Source organism: Arsenophonus nasoniae DSM 15247, assembly GCF_000429565.1.
Taxonomy (GTDB): domain Bacteria; phylum Pseudomonadota; class Gammaproteobacteria; order Enterobacterales; family Enterobacteriaceae; genus Arsenophonus; species Arsenophonus nasoniae.
The window spans coordinates 1-15,384 of the sequence record NZ_AUCC01000071.1 but is presented as its reverse complement, the minus strand read 5'-3'; the positions used below and the strand labels follow the sequence as shown (position 1 = coordinate 15,384).

General features: G+C 40.7%; 12 protein-coding genes, 2 tRNA genes, 1 rRNA gene and 1 pseudogene. 3 read left to right on the top strand and 13 right to left on the bottom strand.

Annotation, left to right across the window (positions count from 1 at the left end):
* The 3 genes and pseudogenes from G468_RS0113040 to ilvC form a co-directional block, all read right to left on the bottom strand.
* Positions 1-194: helix-turn-helix domain-containing protein (locus G468_RS0113040; protein ID WP_026823491.1), on the bottom strand; the 194-nt coding region annotated here is incomplete at its 3' end.
* A gap of 92 nt (positions 195-286) precedes the next feature.
* Positions 287-1,684, bottom strand: a pseudogene (locus tag G468_RS20945) (RHS repeat protein); the annotation flags it as partial.
* Positions 1,685-2,197: 513 nt separating this feature from the next.
* Positions 2,198-3,673: a ketol-acid reductoisomerase gene (gene ilvC / locus G468_RS0113030; RefSeq protein WP_026823490.1), complete on the bottom strand. Its 1,476-nt coding sequence runs from the start codon at positions 3,671-3,673 to the stop codon at positions 2,198-2,200.
* A 191-nt stretch (positions 3,674-3,864) separates the two neighbouring features.
* Between ilvC and ilvY the strand changes: the two genes are divergently transcribed.
* Positions 3,865-4,770 carry an HTH-type transcriptional activator IlvY gene (gene ilvY / locus G468_RS0113025; RefSeq protein WP_026823489.1) on the top strand — a complete coding sequence of 302 codons (906 nt, stop codon included), beginning with the start codon at positions 3,865-3,867 and terminating at the stop codon, positions 4,768-4,770.
* Here the strand turns inward: ilvY and ilvA are convergent.
* From ilvA to G468_RS23860, 6 genes are all read right to left on the bottom strand, one after another.
* A complete protein-coding gene (ilvA, locus tag G468_RS20940) occupies positions 4,717-6,324 on the bottom strand; it encodes a threonine ammonia-lyase, biosynthetic (RefSeq protein ID WP_051297100.1) in 1,608 nt (535 codons plus the stop codon). The genes ilvY and ilvA overlap by 54 nt on opposite strands.
* Before the next feature lies 1 nt (position 6,325).
* Positions 6,326-8,176 (bottom strand): dihydroxy-acid dehydratase, encoded by a 1,851-nt coding sequence (ilvD, locus tag G468_RS0113015; RefSeq protein ID WP_026823488.1) that lies wholly within the window; start codon positions 8,174-8,176, stop codon positions 6,326-6,328.
* Positions 8,177-8,239: 63 nt separating this feature from the next.
* Positions 8,240-9,166 carry a branched-chain amino acid transaminase gene (locus G468_RS0113010; protein WP_026823487.1) on the bottom strand — a complete coding sequence of 309 codons (927 nt, stop codon included), beginning with the start codon at positions 9,164-9,166 and terminating at the stop codon, positions 8,240-8,242.
* 9 nt (positions 9,167-9,175) lie between these two features.
* The gene (gene ilvM / locus G468_RS0113005; RefSeq protein ID WP_026823486.1) at positions 9,176-9,436 is read right to left on the bottom strand and encodes an acetolactate synthase 2 small subunit; all 261 of its coding nucleotides are present in this window, start codon (positions 9,434-9,436) and stop codon (positions 9,176-9,178) included.
* Positions 9,433-11,079, bottom strand: a complete 1,647-nt coding sequence (gene ilvG / locus G468_RS0113000; RefSeq protein ID WP_026823485.1) for an acetolactate synthase 2 catalytic subunit — start codon at positions 11,077-11,079, stop codon at positions 9,433-9,435. Before ilvG ends, ilvM begins: the two co-directional genes overlap by 4 nt.
* Before the next feature lie 125 nt (positions 11,080-11,204).
* Positions 11,205-11,306: an IlvGEDA operon leader peptide gene (locus G468_RS23860; RefSeq protein WP_135677408.1), complete on the bottom strand. Its 102-nt coding sequence runs from the start codon at positions 11,304-11,306 to the stop codon at positions 11,205-11,207.
* Between the two features lie 472 nt (positions 11,307-11,778).
* Here G468_RS23860 and G468_RS0112995 point away from each other — a divergent pair, with 472 nt between their 5' ends.
* Entirely contained in the window at positions 11,779-13,305 is a 1,527-nt protein-coding gene (locus tag G468_RS0112995; protein WP_026823484.1) for a YifB family Mg chelatase-like AAA ATPase, read from the top strand.
* A gap of 42 nt (positions 13,306-13,347) precedes the next feature.
* Here G468_RS0112995 and G468_RS0112990 read toward each other — a convergent pair whose 3' ends face one another.
* Complete coding sequence (locus G468_RS0112990) at positions 13,348-13,686, bottom strand: MaoP family protein (RefSeq protein ID WP_026823483.1); 339 nt, start codon at positions 13,684-13,686, stop codon at positions 13,348-13,350.
* A 117-nt stretch (positions 13,687-13,803) separates the two neighbouring features.
* On the opposite strand from G468_RS0112990, the gene hdfR reads away from it, so the two are divergent.
* Positions 13,804-14,619, top strand: a complete 816-nt coding sequence (gene hdfR / locus G468_RS0112985; protein ID WP_026823482.1) for an HTH-type transcriptional regulator HdfR — start codon at positions 13,804-13,806, stop codon at positions 14,617-14,619.
* Positions 14,620-14,895: 276 nt separating this feature from the next.
* Here hdfR and G468_RS0112980 read toward each other — a convergent pair.
* From G468_RS0112980 to rrf, 3 genes are all read right to left on the bottom strand, one after another.
* A tRNA-Trp gene (locus tag G468_RS0112980) sits at positions 14,896-14,971 on the bottom strand.
* A 7-nt stretch (positions 14,972-14,978) separates the two neighbouring features.
* Positions 14,979-15,055: transfer RNA gene (locus tag G468_RS0112975), tRNA-Asp, on the bottom strand.
* 47 nt (positions 15,056-15,102) lie between these two features.
* A 5S ribosomal RNA gene (gene rrf / locus G468_RS0112970) occupies positions 15,103-15,218 on the bottom strand.
* Between the last annotated feature and the right edge of the window lie 166 nt (positions 15,219-15,384).

The window sequence follows — 15,384 nt, the reverse complement described above, 5'->3', positions numbered from 1 at the left end:
TGAAGCAAATAAGGTTTAAAGGGGGATAATTTAGTCGGTTGTTGACTTCTTTTAGCATAAGTTGGCATTGTCTGTTGTTGTAAATGATGTTTTACGGTGTTACGGGATATACCCAACTCACTGGCAATTTTTCGAAGGCTTTGTCCTTGTGCAAAGCGAACATGAATATCCACAAATATCTCCTTGGTTAACATAAATTATCCGTACAAAAATGTGCGAATAATACCAAGTGGATCAGTTTTAGATGATCGTTAGTGGATCAGTTTTGCATGATCGGTGACACCGCTGCCGTAAACAACGCATCTACTTCTGTTGGATCCTCTGTCAGCGTACTTAATACACCGCGATTACTGCGGTCGCTAATGGTAATGTTTATGGTGTAATTGTTATTGCTAGCGGGTGCACTATGACGTATTTGTGTCAAGTTACCGCCGGTATCGTAACTATAAGTACGGAAGTAGTTTGTATAGGTAGAGTTATCTGATGAAAGGGGGACAATGACGGGAGGTAAATTATTGCTTTGCTGTGGAATATCGGCCATTTCACGTCCGGTGGCATTGACCAGCTGATAAAGGCTGTCATAGCTGTAAGTATTTTCTGGTACTATTTTTTGATTGCGCCAAAAACGAGTCTCTTCAGCATCATTACGGATGTTAAGCACGTTACCTACTGGATCATACTCATAGCGTAGATCCTGCAACACCCTCATTCCGGCAATATGTCCTGCTGGACGCACTGCTTTAATTCCCATCAGGCGCTGCGTTTCCGGTTCGTAAGTGTACATGGTCACCACACCATTGCCATGTTCTTCACGCAATTTTTGGCCTGCGGCAGAATAAGTCAGTGATTGTACGATAACCTGTTCCTGACCGTCTTTCACCGTCAGCCAACTACTCATCAGTAAACCAGCTACATCATAAGCCATACGTTGTAAATTACCACGCGCATCAATAGTGGTTAACACACGACCGGTTGCATCTGCTGTAACCTGAGTGGTATAGGGCTCGTCATCTAACTGTTGATTCCAAACAACGGGATCATTTCCTTGCCAATCAGCGATTGTCTCCTGCCTATCTGCCTCCTTTAACAACTTGCGGGTCACTGCCAGCGGGATACCACTTAAAGCGATGCTATCTGTCTGCACCAGACCTGCCGTGTCATAATGGCTAACACACTGACCAACCAGATTGTATCTCTGCTCCTCTTCGGTGTTACCGGCCCAGATAAAACGTTCCGTTACCCGAGTTGCTTCAGTGGTTACTTGTTCTGTGATACTTAGTTGACGTCCCGGTAGGCTGGCATCCTCATATTGAAAAGTATGGGTAACAGCTTGGCTTATATCTTCTTCACCATGGTTGTAAACGCCGATATTACTTATTGCTATAAAAGGCCGGCCGGCAATATCGCTTAAAGCTAGTGTGATACCTGCATCAGCACTCTGCGTACTCAGCACATTGCCAAGCAAGTTAGTTTGATAGGCAAAGTTGGTCAGTCCGCGCTCATATAAACGCGGATCGGCACTTTGCGCCAGAAAACCGCGGGCATTGTACTGATGGTGAGTAATACGTTGCTCTGTATTATTTGGTGTATCAGGATGGCGGTAATACGCGATATCACGCACGCTCAGACCTCGATTATCAACCACCGTGATCGTCGGTGTTTTACTAAATAGCAGTGTACTCATAAGTGTCTCCTGAAAATGATTATGCAATCAATTTTTGTTACGTGGAGTTAGCCACGACAGGAAATATACCACTTTATGGGTAGCTTTTTTAATAACTTGGGCACACTAAGGGATGATAAATTAAGCTTAAAGAAAGGGTGATTTTTAAGCAATTTAAATAGAATAAATCGCGATTGAATTAATATATTAACTTCGTATAGGTGTTCAGCTTTTATGTAACATAGATAATTTTTCTATCCAACATTATGCTAGCGCATTTTGTCTAAAACGGCATGTTTGCTTCAGGATGTTATTTTTAATATCTAGCAATCGATGGTGTCATAACCCAAAATTAATTCCTTTTTTACCCCATTATCTCCGCTAAATGATGCAGGTTTAACTTATAAACCAAGTAGTAAGGTAAACAAACTCATCTAACTACAATTAGATAATGGAGATATTTAAAGAATTGCTGAGCGATATTATTATGTTATCAATGGCAAGGTAAATAAAATCTACCGTATTGCCCCTATTTTAACTAGCAGCATCAATGCGCTTCATATCAGTCATATAATTACGCAGTTTTTTACCTATGATCTCAATGGGATGATTACGGATCGCTTCATTGGTATCTCGTAATTGTCTATTGTCAATCTGGCTAACGGGTATATTTTTCGCTAAGTCGCCTGGCTGTAATGTTGCTATAAAATCCTTCAACAAAGGAATTGCTGCAGAAGAGAATAGATAATTACCATATTCTGCAGTATCGGAAATAACGACATTCATCTCATATAAACGTTTACGCGCAATGGTATTCGCGATCAAGGGTAATTCATGTAACGATTCATAATAAGCCGACTCTGCGACAATACCGGCTTGCAACATCGTCTCATAAGCTAATTCAACACCAGCTTTGGTCATTGCGACTAATAACAGACCATGGTCAAAATATTCCTGCTCTAAAATTTTGCCCTTATAGGTAGGATAATTTTCAAACGCCGTTTGCCTTGTTTCTGCCCGCCAAGTGAGTAAATTGTTATCATTATTCTGCCAGTCTGCCATCATGGTGGCTGAAAATTTACCGGACATAATGTCATCCATATGTTGCTGAAATAATGGCGCCATGATTGTTTTTAATTGTTCAGATAATGCAAATGCCCGTAATTTAGCCGGATTAGCTAAACGATCCATCATGAGCGTAATACCACCTTGTTTTAATGCTTCGGTGATTGTTTCCCAGCCATACTGGATTAATTTCCCCGCATAGCCTGGTTCGACACCCTCGGCAACCATTTTGTCATAACACAGTAATGAGCCGGCTTGTAGCATGCCACATAAGATAGTCTGTTCACCCATCAGATCCGATTTTACTTCGGCAACAAAAGAGGACTCAAGTACACCAGCGCGATGACCGCCTGTGGCAGCTGCCCATGCTTTAGCAATATTTATCCCTTCACCTTGCGGATCATTTTCTGGATGAACGGCAATCAGCGTTGGTACACCAAAACCGCGCAGATACTCTTCACGGACTTCGGTTCCTGGGCATTTTGGCGCCACCATAATAACGGTAATGTCCTGGCGGATCGGCTCACCCACTTCGACAATATTGAAACCATGGGAATAACCTAATGCAGCCCCCTGTTTCATTAATGGTTGAATGGTCTGCACCACAGCAGAGTGTTGTTTATCTGGTGTTAAATTAATAACTAAATCCGCTTGCGGAATTAATGTTGCATAAGTACCAACAGTAAAACCATTTTCTATCGCCTGACACCATGAAGGACGCTTTTCTTCAATCGCTTCTTTGCGCAATGCATAGGCAACATCCAGACCGGAATCACGCATATTTAGTCCCTGATTAAGTCCTTGCGCTCCACAGCCAACAATGACAATTTTTTTGTCTTTTAAATAACTGGCTCCAGCAATAAATTCATCACGAGCCATAAAACGGCATTGACTTAATTGCAATAATTGTTGGCGCAAATTTAGGGCATTAAAATAATTAGCCATAGATTAATTTCCTTCATAATTTCAGCATGTTATTATACATTTTCTATTGTTTTATTGTCAGATTACTTAGCAAAGAAGCGTTGCTATGCTTACTATATGCGATCAAAATTATTGCGTAAATTGATATATTTGAAATATAATGTTGCAAAATATGCAATATTATATGGCCACTTTTTATCACTGAGGGCGCAATGGATATTCGCGATCTAAAGTTATTTTTACATCTAGCTGATAGCTGTCACTTCGGACGCACGGCTAATGCCATGCATATCAGTCCCTCGACATTATCTCGCCAAATACAACGTCTGGAAGAAAGTTTTGGTCATCTTTTATTTATGCGCGATAATAGAACTGTACGCCTCACAGAAGCAGGAAAACAATTTACACAATTTGCCCAACAAACACTGCTTCAATATCAGCAACTTAGCCACTCACTTAACCAACAGAGCGCCTTATTGACTGGTGAATTACACCTATTTTGCTCAGTTACTGCCGCTTATAGTCATTTACCCAAGATCCTGGATACCTTTAGGCTAGCAAATCCTTTAATCGAAATTAAATTAACCACTGGTGACGCAGCGGATGCCGTCAATAAAGTTGCCAGACGAGCAGCCGATCTAGCGATTGCCGGTAAATCGGAAAAATTACCGGATAATATTTTATTTAACAAATTAGGTGAAATTCCGCTCGTCTTGATTGCGCCATCATTAGCGGGAACGATCCGTCAACAAGTTTCGCAACCGCAACCGAACTGGCAACAAATTCCATTTATCCTGCCAGTACACGGACCTAGCCGCCAAAGAATTGAGCTTTGGTTTCAACAGCACGCGATTATTAATCCGCTAATTTATGCTACTGTGTCAGGCCATGAGGCCATTGTATCGATGGTAGCACTCGGTTGTGGTATCGCATTAATACCTAAAGTGGTCGTTGATAATAGCCCTGAATCTGTCCGCAATCGTATTTGGCAACCTGATCCTATTTCACGGGTTGAACCTTTTGATCTTGGCGTTTGTGTTTTAAACAAACGCCTTAATGAACCATTAATTCGCGCATTCTGGCAGTTGCTGCCTGCTGCCAATATGCTCAGTCAATAATTGACTTGGCGGCGCTAAAAAGAATTGGAATGAGGCATTATTGGTTTCATCATGATACTGATAGCCCAATGCGGCAAGATGATTGGCAAATAGGGCTTCTGAACCAGACAATTCAAAGGCTGCCAAGACACGGCCATAATCAGTTCCATGACTGCGATAATGAAACAGGGTAATATTCCAATAAGTACCTAACGTTTGTAAAAACTTAAGCAGCGCGCCTGGAGACTCTGGAAAGACAAAACTTAATAGTCGCTCATTAAGTGGCTTTGACGGACGTCCTCCCACCATATAACGCACATGGAGTCTGGCCATTTCATCATGGGAAAGATCAGCAACTTCATAACCCGCTCGTCGTAAATCAGCAACAATGTCAGCACATTCATCAACCCCATAGCTCAACCGAACACCAACAAAAATAGACGCTTGCCCTGAATTTATGTCGCTATAACGATAATTAAATTCAGTAACAGCACGCTTACCCAATACTTGGCAGAAACGCAAAAAACTACCTTTTTGTTCAGGAATGGTGACCGCGAATAAAGCTTCTCGTTGTTCGCCTAATTCACAACGCTCTGAAACATAACGCAAACCATGAAAATTAATATTTGCGCCCGTTAAAATATGGGCTAAACGTTCGCCTTTTATACCATGCTGCTGAACATATTTTTTCAAACCCGCTAATGCCAACGCACCTGCCGGCTCTGCTACAGCGCGTACCTCTTCGAATAAGTCTTTAATGGCAGCACAAATATTATCACTATTAACCGTAATAATATCATCGACATACTTTTGACATAGCCGAAAAGTTTCATCGCCAATACGCTTAACCGCTACCCCTTCGGCAAATAAACCCACAGTGGGTAAATCTACCGGATGACCCGCTGCTAAAGCAGCTTTGAGGCAAGCCGCATCTTCGGCCTCAACAGCAATAATTTTAATATTAGGCATTAGTTGTTTGAGCAGGATCGCAATACCGGCAATCAATCCTCCACCACCAACGGGCACAAAAATACGATCAAGGTGAGGAACTTGTTGTAATAATTCCATCGCTATTGTTGCTTGACCTGCAATCACTGCCGGATGATCAAAAGGTGGCACATAGGTGTATCCTTTCTGATGAGCAATTTCAATCGCTTTTGCTTTTGCCTCATCAAAATTTGCTCCATATAAAAGCACCTCAGCCTGTAGACCTCGAACTGCATTAACTTTGATATCTGCAGTGGCTAACGGCATCACAATTAGTGCCGGGATCCCCATCCGACTGGCAGATAACGCAACACCTTGGGCATGATTACCGGCCGAGGCGGTAATAACACCACTCGCTCGCTGCTCGGCTGACAAACTAGCAATCATGTTATAAGCGCCACGTAGCTTAAAACTATGCATTAATTGCAGATCTTCACGCTTAACCAAAATTGTATTATCAAACCGCTCAGAGATTTTTTTCATCTCCTGTAATGGAGTGACTTGGGCAACTTGATAAACGGGTGCCTTTAGTGCTGCGCTTAAATAATCCGCTGCTGAGGGTGAACTCTGCAAACAAGACATCGCCATTTTATTCTCCTAGTTTCGTTTTATCACGCACCGCACCCTTATCTGCACTTGTTGCCAATGCAGCATATGCGCGTAGGGCAAAAGAAACTTTACGTGCACGCTTGTGTGGTGTCCATGCTTTGTCGCCACGTTGCAATTCAGATTGTCTACGTTGATCTAATATTTTGTTATCGATATTTAAGGCAATCCGGCGAGCGGGAATATCAATATCAATAATATCGCCATCTTCAATCAAGGCAATCAAACCTCCACTTGCCGCTTCTGGCGAAATATGGCCAATGGATAATCCTGAACTACCACCAGAAAAACGGCCATCAGTGATTAATGCACAACTGCTGGCTAACCCCATTGATTTAAGATAAGACGTGGGATAAAGCATTTCTTGCATACCTGGCCCACCCCTTGGTCCTTCATAGCGAATTACCACTACATCACCAGCAACAATCTTACCGTTCAATATTGCTGCTACTGCCTCTTCTTGACTATCAAACACCTTGGCTGAACCGCGAAATGTCAGGCAATTTTCATCAACCCCTGCGGTTTTGACAATACAACCGTCTGCCGCCAGGTTGCCAAATAAAACCGCCAATCCGCCATCCTGACTATAAGCATGCGCTAAATTGCGAATACATCCTGTTTGACGATCGAGATCCAAGGATGGCCAACGGCATGTTTGTGAAAATGCTTGGGTAGTACGAATACCGGCTGGTCCTGCCGCATACATCTGTTTCACCGCATCATCATGTGTCAATATGACATCATACTGCGCTAACATTTGCTCAACATTCAAACCAAGAATATTTTTTACCTGACGATTAAGTAATTGCGCGCGATCTAACTCGCCTAAAATAGCGATAACGCCGCCGGCTCGATGAACATCTTCCATATGATATTTGGCTGTACTGGGTGCTACTTTACATAAATGCGGTACTTTACGTGATAAACGATCAATATCTGCCATAGTAAAATCAACCTCAGCTTCCTGCGCTGCCGCTAATAGGTGTAATACTGTATTCGTCGATCCTCCCATTGCAATATCGAGTGTCATCGCATTTTCAAATGCCGCTTTTGTGGCAATATTACGTGGCAAAACACTGTCATCATCCTGCTCATAATATTGTTTTGTGATCTCAACAATACGTTTACCGGCAGCCAAAAACAGCTGTTTACGATCGGTATGCGTCGCCAATAAAGAACCGTTACCAGGCAAAGATAATCCTAATACCTCGGTCAAACAGTTCATTGAATTAGCAGTAAACATGCCTGAGCATGAGCCGCAAGTTGGGCAAGCTGAACGTTCGATTTGTTCACTATCTTGATCACTCACAGTCGGATCCACACTTTTAATCATGGCATCTACCAAATCAAGTTTAATAATCTGATCAGAAAGTTTGGTTTTGCCTGCCTCCATCGGGCCACCCGATACAAAAACAGCCGGAATATTTAAGCGCAATGCGGCCATCAGCATGCCTGGTGTAATTTTGTCACAATTAGAAATACAAACCATCGCATCGGCACAATGAGCATTAACCATATATTCAACGGAATCAGCAATAAGCTCGCGAGACGGCAGCGAATACAACATACCGCCATGCCCCATTGCAATACCATCATCAACCGCAATGGTATTAAACTCTTTTGCCACACCGCCAATGGCTTCTATTTGTTTAGCCACCCACTGACCAAGATCACGTAGATGCACATGACCAGGGACGAATTGCGTAAATGAATTGACAACCGCAATAATTGGCTTGCCAAAATCAGCGTCGGTCATTCCAGTTGCCCGCCAAAGTGCCCTGGCACCAGCCATATTACGGCCATTGACCGTTGTAGCAGAACGATATTCTGGCATTGTTGCTCCCTTAGTATAAAAATTGACGATAATTAGACGCCAATAAACATCTCGCAATTTGAACTAACTATTGACAGGATCTAACCAGTTCCATTTATCTTTTGTTGAACCATCAAATAAGCCAAAAAAAGCCTGCTGGATACGTTTAGTTACTGGGCCACAATGACCAACCCCGACTTGAATACCATCAACACTCCGAACTGGCGTAATCTCAGCCGCAGTACCGGTCATAAAAATTTCATCCGCCAGATACAACGATTCACGTGATAACATTTGTTCACGAACTTCAAATCCCAATTCAGTAGCTAACTTGATAATGGCATCACGTGTGATGCCGGGTAGTGCTGACGAGGTAAATGGCGGTGTAAAAAGTACGTTATCTTTAACTTCAAATAGGTTCTCACCCGCACCTTCGGAAATATAACCATTAACATCTAACGCAATGCCTTCCTGATAGCCATGACGACGCGCTTCACTACCCACCAGTAAAGACGATAGATAATTACCACCCGCTTTAGCCGCTGTCGGGATGGTATTGGGTGCGGCGCGATGCCAAGACGAAACCATCGCATCAATACCTTGTTCTAGTGCTTTTTCACCTAGATACGTTCCCCATGGAAAAGCCGCAATAATAACATCCGTTTTATAACCTGGTGGTGGATTCACTCCCATACCAACATCACCAATAAAAACCAGTGGTCTAATATAGCCACTAACTAACTTATTTTTACCAATGGTTTCGCGACAGGCTTCCATTAATTCATCAACGCTTTGGTTTAAAGGCATGCGATAAATTTTTGCTGAATCGTGTAAACGCTGCATATGCTCACGATGGCGAAAAATTACTGGACCTTGATGAGAGTGATAACAGCGAATACCTTCAAAAACCGAAGTACCATAATGCAAAGAGTGAGACATAACATGTATCTTTGCTTCCGCCCAGTGCACCATTTCTCCGTTGAACCAAATATAATCTGCCTTTTTTGTCATTTTTTTACCTTATATTACGATTGATTGTTTGACAGCTTGTTGCTTGATTTCAATATCAAAAATATCTACCAATTTAATTAACTGTGAATAAAGTAGATTCAGTGGACGTTGACTATTAACCGTTATTTCAATGCTAACGTTATTGCCATCCAATCCTTGATTCATGCTTATTGTATTAACCTGAAATCCACGATGACGAGTTACCCGCAAAATGCGCTCTAAAATTTCTGGCCGAAAGCGCGCTTCAATATTTAATCGATAATGTCTCATAAGGGTTTCTCCATCATTTTTTCATTGCTGGCACCAGGAGGAACCAACGGCCAAACATTTTCTAATTCATCAATAGATACCTGTAGCAAATAAGGGCCAGCATGACTGAATAATCTATCCAGTGCGTTATTAATTTCTGATGTATGCGTAATACGCTGACCGGCAATATCGAATGATGCAGCTAATGCGACAAAATCTGGATTATCCGTTAACTGAGTTTCACTATAGCGTTGTTGAAAAAATAACTCTTGCCACTGACGTACCATACCCAGACGTTGATTATCGATAAGCACAATTTTGATCGGTAATTGTTTGCGCTTTATGGTCGCTAATTCCTGAATATTCATCATAAAAGAGCCATCGCCTGAAACACAGATAACCGCAGCATTAGGGCGAGCTAATTGAGCGCCGATTGCGGCTGGAATGCCAAACCCCATTGAACCTAATCCACTTGAAGTAATAAAATTCTCTGGTGCTCGAAATGACATATGCTGTGCCGTCCACATCTGATGTTGTCCAACATCGGTTGTCACGATGGTATCAACATGCATACGCTCTGAGATTTGTTTTAACAAAGCAGGGACATCGATAGAATCCCCTGTATGGTTATAATTCCATGCATACTCTGTTTTCAACGCGCTTACTTTGGCTTGCCATAATGCAATATTTAATGGTCGAGCTAAGCGCGGTAACAATAGTTTTGCATCACCGAGTAAACAAACATGCGCCTGGCGCAATTTATTCAATTCAGCATGATCTATATCTAAATGGATGACTTTGGCATGAGGCGCAAATGTATTCAATTTGCCGGTCACACGATCATCAAACCTTGCGCCTACTGCTAACAATAGATCACATTCCTGTACCGCAAAATTTGCCGCTTTGCTGCCATGCATACCCAACATCCCCAAATAATGCGGATCATCTGCTGTGACAGCACCAAGCCCCTTTAACGTAGCAACAGTGGGCAATCCGGTGATCGCAATAAAATCCCGCAACTCAGAAACCGCCCCTGACATACCAACCCCACCACCCACATACAAAATAGGTTGTTTCGCTTGCTGCATAATTTCACATGCGGTTGCTAATTGATTGGCAGAATAAAATGATTTTTCTTCAACTGGCATAAAATAGGGCAACAAATGGGTTGTTTGTAACTGTATATCTTTGGGGATATCAATTAAGACGGGTCCTGGACGCCCCGTTGTCGCAATACTGAAAGCCTCAGTAATAATCTGTGGTAACATCTCAACAGAATCCACTAAGAAACTGTGTTTTGTACAAGCTAAAGAGAGACTTAAAATGTCAACTTCCTGAAAGGCATCTGTGCCAATAAACTCCAGAGCAACCTGTCCTGTTATGGCAACGATAGGCACTGAATCTAATAATGCATCCGCTAAGCCAGTGATCAAATTTGTTGCTCCTGGCCCTGATGTTGCGATACAGACTCCTGGTTTATTCGTTGCTCTTGCATAACCAATTGCAGCCATAACAGCACCTTGCTCATGACGACATAACAAATGCTGCAAATCACTATCATACAAAGCATCATAAACAGGCATAATGGCTCCCCCAGGATAACCAAAAATCTGTTCAACCCCTTTACTAATTAATGCCTGAACTAACCATTGCGCTCCATTCATTGTTTTACTCCAGCAACCTAATTTATTTGTTTATTTTTCTGAACTCTCACCGGCAACTAACACAAATTTAAAGCTAAAAAAAACCCCGCGCCTTTCGGTGCGGGGTTCTTGTGAAATCTGGCTAGTTATTCTGCCTTTCTTCTTCCAAGTGCTGCCCCGCACGGTGGGATAATCACCACCACGCTCACAATAATTAGGTTAATTATTAGGGCAAACACATTCGTCATAATATTCGTTCTTTGATCTCGATAATTTATTTACTTATTTAGTGTTAACACGTTGACACTGATTTGACAATAATTATTTTATTTTTTATCGAAAAATAAAAAATCACGATTAGAATCAATAAATTTCTTTCATAATAAAATTATTTAATAGCTTATAAAAAATAATTAAAATAAAAAACTACAAAAACCAAAAAAAATAAAGATAATTACACCAAAATATAACTATTATTTGGTTTTGTATAAAATGATTAGTTTAAGTTTAATTAGTTAAGCATAGATTATAATGCAGATCGTTCTAAATAATTCGTAGCCGACTTTTTTATTATAAATAATGACAGCACCGTCCTAAAAAATTACAACAAAAGTAAAAGTTCCGGGCACTTCTCTAACAACCTTCCCATATTCACTAAAACCTAGTTGTACTTAATTTACTGACGAAGAAAATAGTAATGTGACATTTTAGGGAGGCAATATGGCACTAGCTGTTATTTACACCAGAGCTTCAATTGGTATGCATGCCCCACGGGTAACAGTTGAGGCACATATTAGTAATGGACTACCTGGACTTACCCTGGTTGGGTTGCCAGAAACAGCTGTAAGAGAAGCCCGTGATCGTGTCAGAAGTGCTTTAATAAATAGTGGTTTTCAGTATCCATCTAAAAGAATAACCATCAATTTAGCACCTGCAGATCTGCCAAAAGAAGGCGGACGTTACGATCTAGCCATCGCACTTGCCATTTTAGCGGCATCGGAACAAATTACATCGATAAAATTAAATCAATTCGAATTCCTTGGCGAATTAGCACTTTCTGGCCAAATTCGTCGAATAACAGGGGTAATCACTGCGGCACAAGCTGCATTAAAAAATCAGCGTAAATTGATTACTGCGATAGAAAACGCAAATGAATTAAATTTGTTACCAACAGAAAGTGTCTATTTTTGTGAACATCTACTCTCTGTTTGTCATTTCTTACATGATCAAAATACGTTACCTCACAATCAAGAAACGCCTATTACCAACCACAAGCACACTAATATAACAGATATCAATGATATTATTGGTCAACAGCACGCCAAACGCGCATTAGAGATCACAGCCGCAGGAGGACATAACCTTTTATTGCTTGGTCCACCTGGCACAGGTAAGACCATGCTTGCCAACCGCCTAATTACTATCTTACCTGATCTCACCAATCAAGAAGCGCTAGAGGTAGCGTCAATAAAAAGTTTGTGTGATATTTCATTTGATAACGAAAAATGGCTTACACGGCCATTTAGAGCTCCTCATCACAGTGCTTCTATGGCAGCATTGATCGGTGGCGGCAGCTTACCCAAACCTGGGGAAATATCTTTAGCTCATAATGGTATTTTATTTCTTGATGAATTGGCTGAATTTGAACGAAAAGTGCTCGACGCACTTAGGGAACCTCTAGAATCTGGTGAAATAGCAATTTCACGTGCCAAAGCTAAAGTTAATTTTCCAGCCAATATTCAACTTATTGCCGCTTTAAATCCCAGCGCTATGGGTCACTATAAAGGGATATATAACCGAGCCAACTCAAAACAAATCCTTCGTTATCTAGCAAAGATATCTGGGCCATTCTTAGACCGTTTTGATCTCTCTATAGAGGTACCACTTTTACCACTAGGTACCTTAAGCCATTCTACACCAACGAATGAAAGCAGTTTCGATATAAAACAACGTGTTATACAAGCAAGAAAACAGCAAATTGAACGTTCGGGTAAAATTAATGCAAAACTAAATAGCAAAGAAGCCGCACTTTTTTGTAAACTAAAACCGAATGACGCTCTTTTTTTAGAAACAACATTAAATAAACTTGGCCTCTCAATCAGAGCTTGGGGTCGTATACTGAAAGTTTCACGAACTATTGCTGATTTAAAACAGCAACAACAAATTGAAAAAATTGATATTATTGAAGCAATTAGCTATCGCTGTATGGATAAGCTACTTATTCAGTTACAAAAACAAATTGCATAACAAAGGGGTATTAAAACCCCTTTTTTTAGATCTATAATGATATTAATCATCAGTATCGGTATAGTCTTCTGAAGGATCCAGTTGTGGTTTACCTCCAGATAAGGTATGAAAACGCTTAGGTCGGCTAATACGAGACATATATTTAGACCATACTTTTTCTTCTGGTGTCACAGGTTCGCGTTCACCGCGACACATAGCAACAAAAAGTTTTTCTTCTTCTGTCTGAGGTTGACGCTTACCTAAATCAAGTTCATTGAAAGCTTGACCGCAACGTTCTAACAACTGAGCTTCTTTAATGGTGAAATCACCATGACGAGAAAACCCTCGAGGATAATTTTTATTATCAAAAAAACGATTAGTCGTGATAAAGCTTTCTGCCATCTAACACACTCCTACCTCTCTAATGTCAACTCATTATGGCGCGGAGTATTAGTTAGCAATTGCATTCTGTAAAACAAAACATTTAAATCGTTAAGATTAAAAATTTTGGAGATTGCTGTGGATACTGAATTATTAAAAACTTTTTTAGAAGTTAGTAAAACCCGACATTTTGGTCTAGCAGCCGAATCGTTATACCTAACACAATCAGCGGTAAGTTTCCGAATACGCCAATTAGAAACTCAATTAGGGACCGTTTTATTTGCCCGTCATCGCAATAATATTCGTTTAACTGCGGCAGGCGAACGCTTGATACCCTACGCTAAATCGTTAATAAATACCTGGCTACAAGCTAAAAAAGAAATTTCTCATCAATCATTACAAACAGAATTTTCAATAGGCTCGACAATATCACTATGGGAAGGATGCTTAACAAATTGGATTCAACTTATTTATCAAAAACATAAAGAGCTTCATCTTGAATGCAGAATATCAACACGACAATCTTTAGTAAAACAACTTCATTCACGAGAACTTGATTTACTTATTGCGATCGAACCACCGAAAATGGATGAGTTTGAAAGTGCTATCATTGGTGAAATAAAATTACAACTGATGACAAATAAAAAAAATTTAACTTTATCGAAATTCAATCTTATCAAACTTGACTGGAGTGCTGATTTCAATACCACTGAAAAATCATCTTTACTTGAAAATTCGCCTACACTGCTAACAACATCAGCTAATCTTGCACGGGAGCTATTATATCCAACCAAATCTGCCGCTGTTTTGCCCATTCATTGGCTTAATCAACATCATGAATTAGAAACACTATCGAAAATTATCTACAGCAAACCAATTTATGCTATTTGGTTACAAAATAATGAACAAGAAACGTTTATTAATAAATTAGTGAAAATACCTATTGAGGAATAACTAATTATGAAGAGGTAAAAAATATAAACTTTCAGTTTCATAACCAGTTATTAACAAAAAAATATTTATTATGGTAAAAAGTACAAAAAAACCACGATAGTTTTTTGTCTCTAATATCTAGTAAAAATAAAATAATAGAACATAATCCATCAATTTTAATAAATAAAAATTAGAATATTAAGATAAGAATATATTTTTGAACGGTTCATAGACAAAAACCCAGTCAGTTAAACTGGGTTTTTTGATATTTAATAACATTATCTATAAAACTATAAATGGCAGGGGCGGAGAGACTCGAACTCCCAACACCCGGTTTTGGAGACCGGTGCTCTACCAATTGAACTACGCCCCTAAATAGGTGGCGGTGCGGACGGGACTCGAACCCGCGACCCCCGGCGTGACAGGCCGGTATTCTAACCAACTGAACTACCGCACCACCCGATTTATTTCACTAATGGCCTTAGCCATTAGCATTAAATTAAAGTCTGGCAGCTCCCTACTCTCACATGGGGAGACCCCACACTACCATCGGCGCTACGGCATTTCACTTCTGAGTTCGGCATGGGGTCAGGTGGGACCACCGCGCTATTGCCGCCAGACAAATTCTTTTTTACCTATCCCGTTTCAGTACGCTGCCATCTCGGCTAGCCTTTCGGCTCACTCGCCTACCTCAGTAGGTGCTCACCATCAACAGCGCCAGTTCACGCTCCTTCGCGTAATATCTCGTCAGGATAGACTCTTGAACAAGCTAAAATTCTTCTCTCT

Excerpts from the sequence above, each read along its gene's own strand:
- ilvC (WP_026823490.1), bottom strand. The coding sequence starts at position 3,673 with ATGGCTAATTATTTTAATGCCCTAAATTTGCGCCAACAATTATTGCAA.
- ilvY (WP_026823489.1), top strand. The coding sequence starts at position 3,865 with ATGGATATTCGCGATCTAAAGTTATTTTTACATCTAGCTGATAGCTGT.
- ilvA (WP_051297100.1), bottom strand. The coding sequence starts at position 6,324 with ATGGCGATGTCTTGTTTGCAGAGTTCACCCTCAGCAGCGGATTATTTA.
- ilvD (WP_026823488.1), bottom strand. The coding sequence starts at position 8,176 with ATGCCAGAATATCGTTCTGCTACAACGGTCAATGGCCGTAATATGGCT.
- G468_RS0113010 (WP_026823487.1), bottom strand. The coding sequence starts at position 9,166 with ATGACAAAAAAGGCAGATTATATTTGGTTCAACGGAGAAATGGTGCAC.
- ilvM (WP_026823486.1), bottom strand. The coding sequence starts at position 9,436 with ATGAGACATTATCGATTAAATATTGAAGCGCGCTTTCGGCCAGAAATT.
- ilvG (WP_026823485.1), bottom strand. The coding sequence starts at position 11,079 with ATGAATGGAGCGCAATGGTTAGTTCAGGCATTAATTAGTAAAGGGGTT.
- G468_RS23860 (WP_135677408.1), bottom strand. The coding sequence starts at position 11,306 with ATGACGAATGTGTTTGCCCTAATAATTAACCTAATTATTGTGAGCGTG.
- G468_RS0112995 (WP_026823484.1), top strand. The coding sequence starts at position 11,779 with ATGGCACTAGCTGTTATTTACACCAGAGCTTCAATTGGTATGCATGCC.
- G468_RS0112990 (WP_026823483.1), bottom strand. The coding sequence starts at position 13,686 with ATGGCAGAAAGCTTTATCACGACTAATCGTTTTTTTGATAATAAAAAT.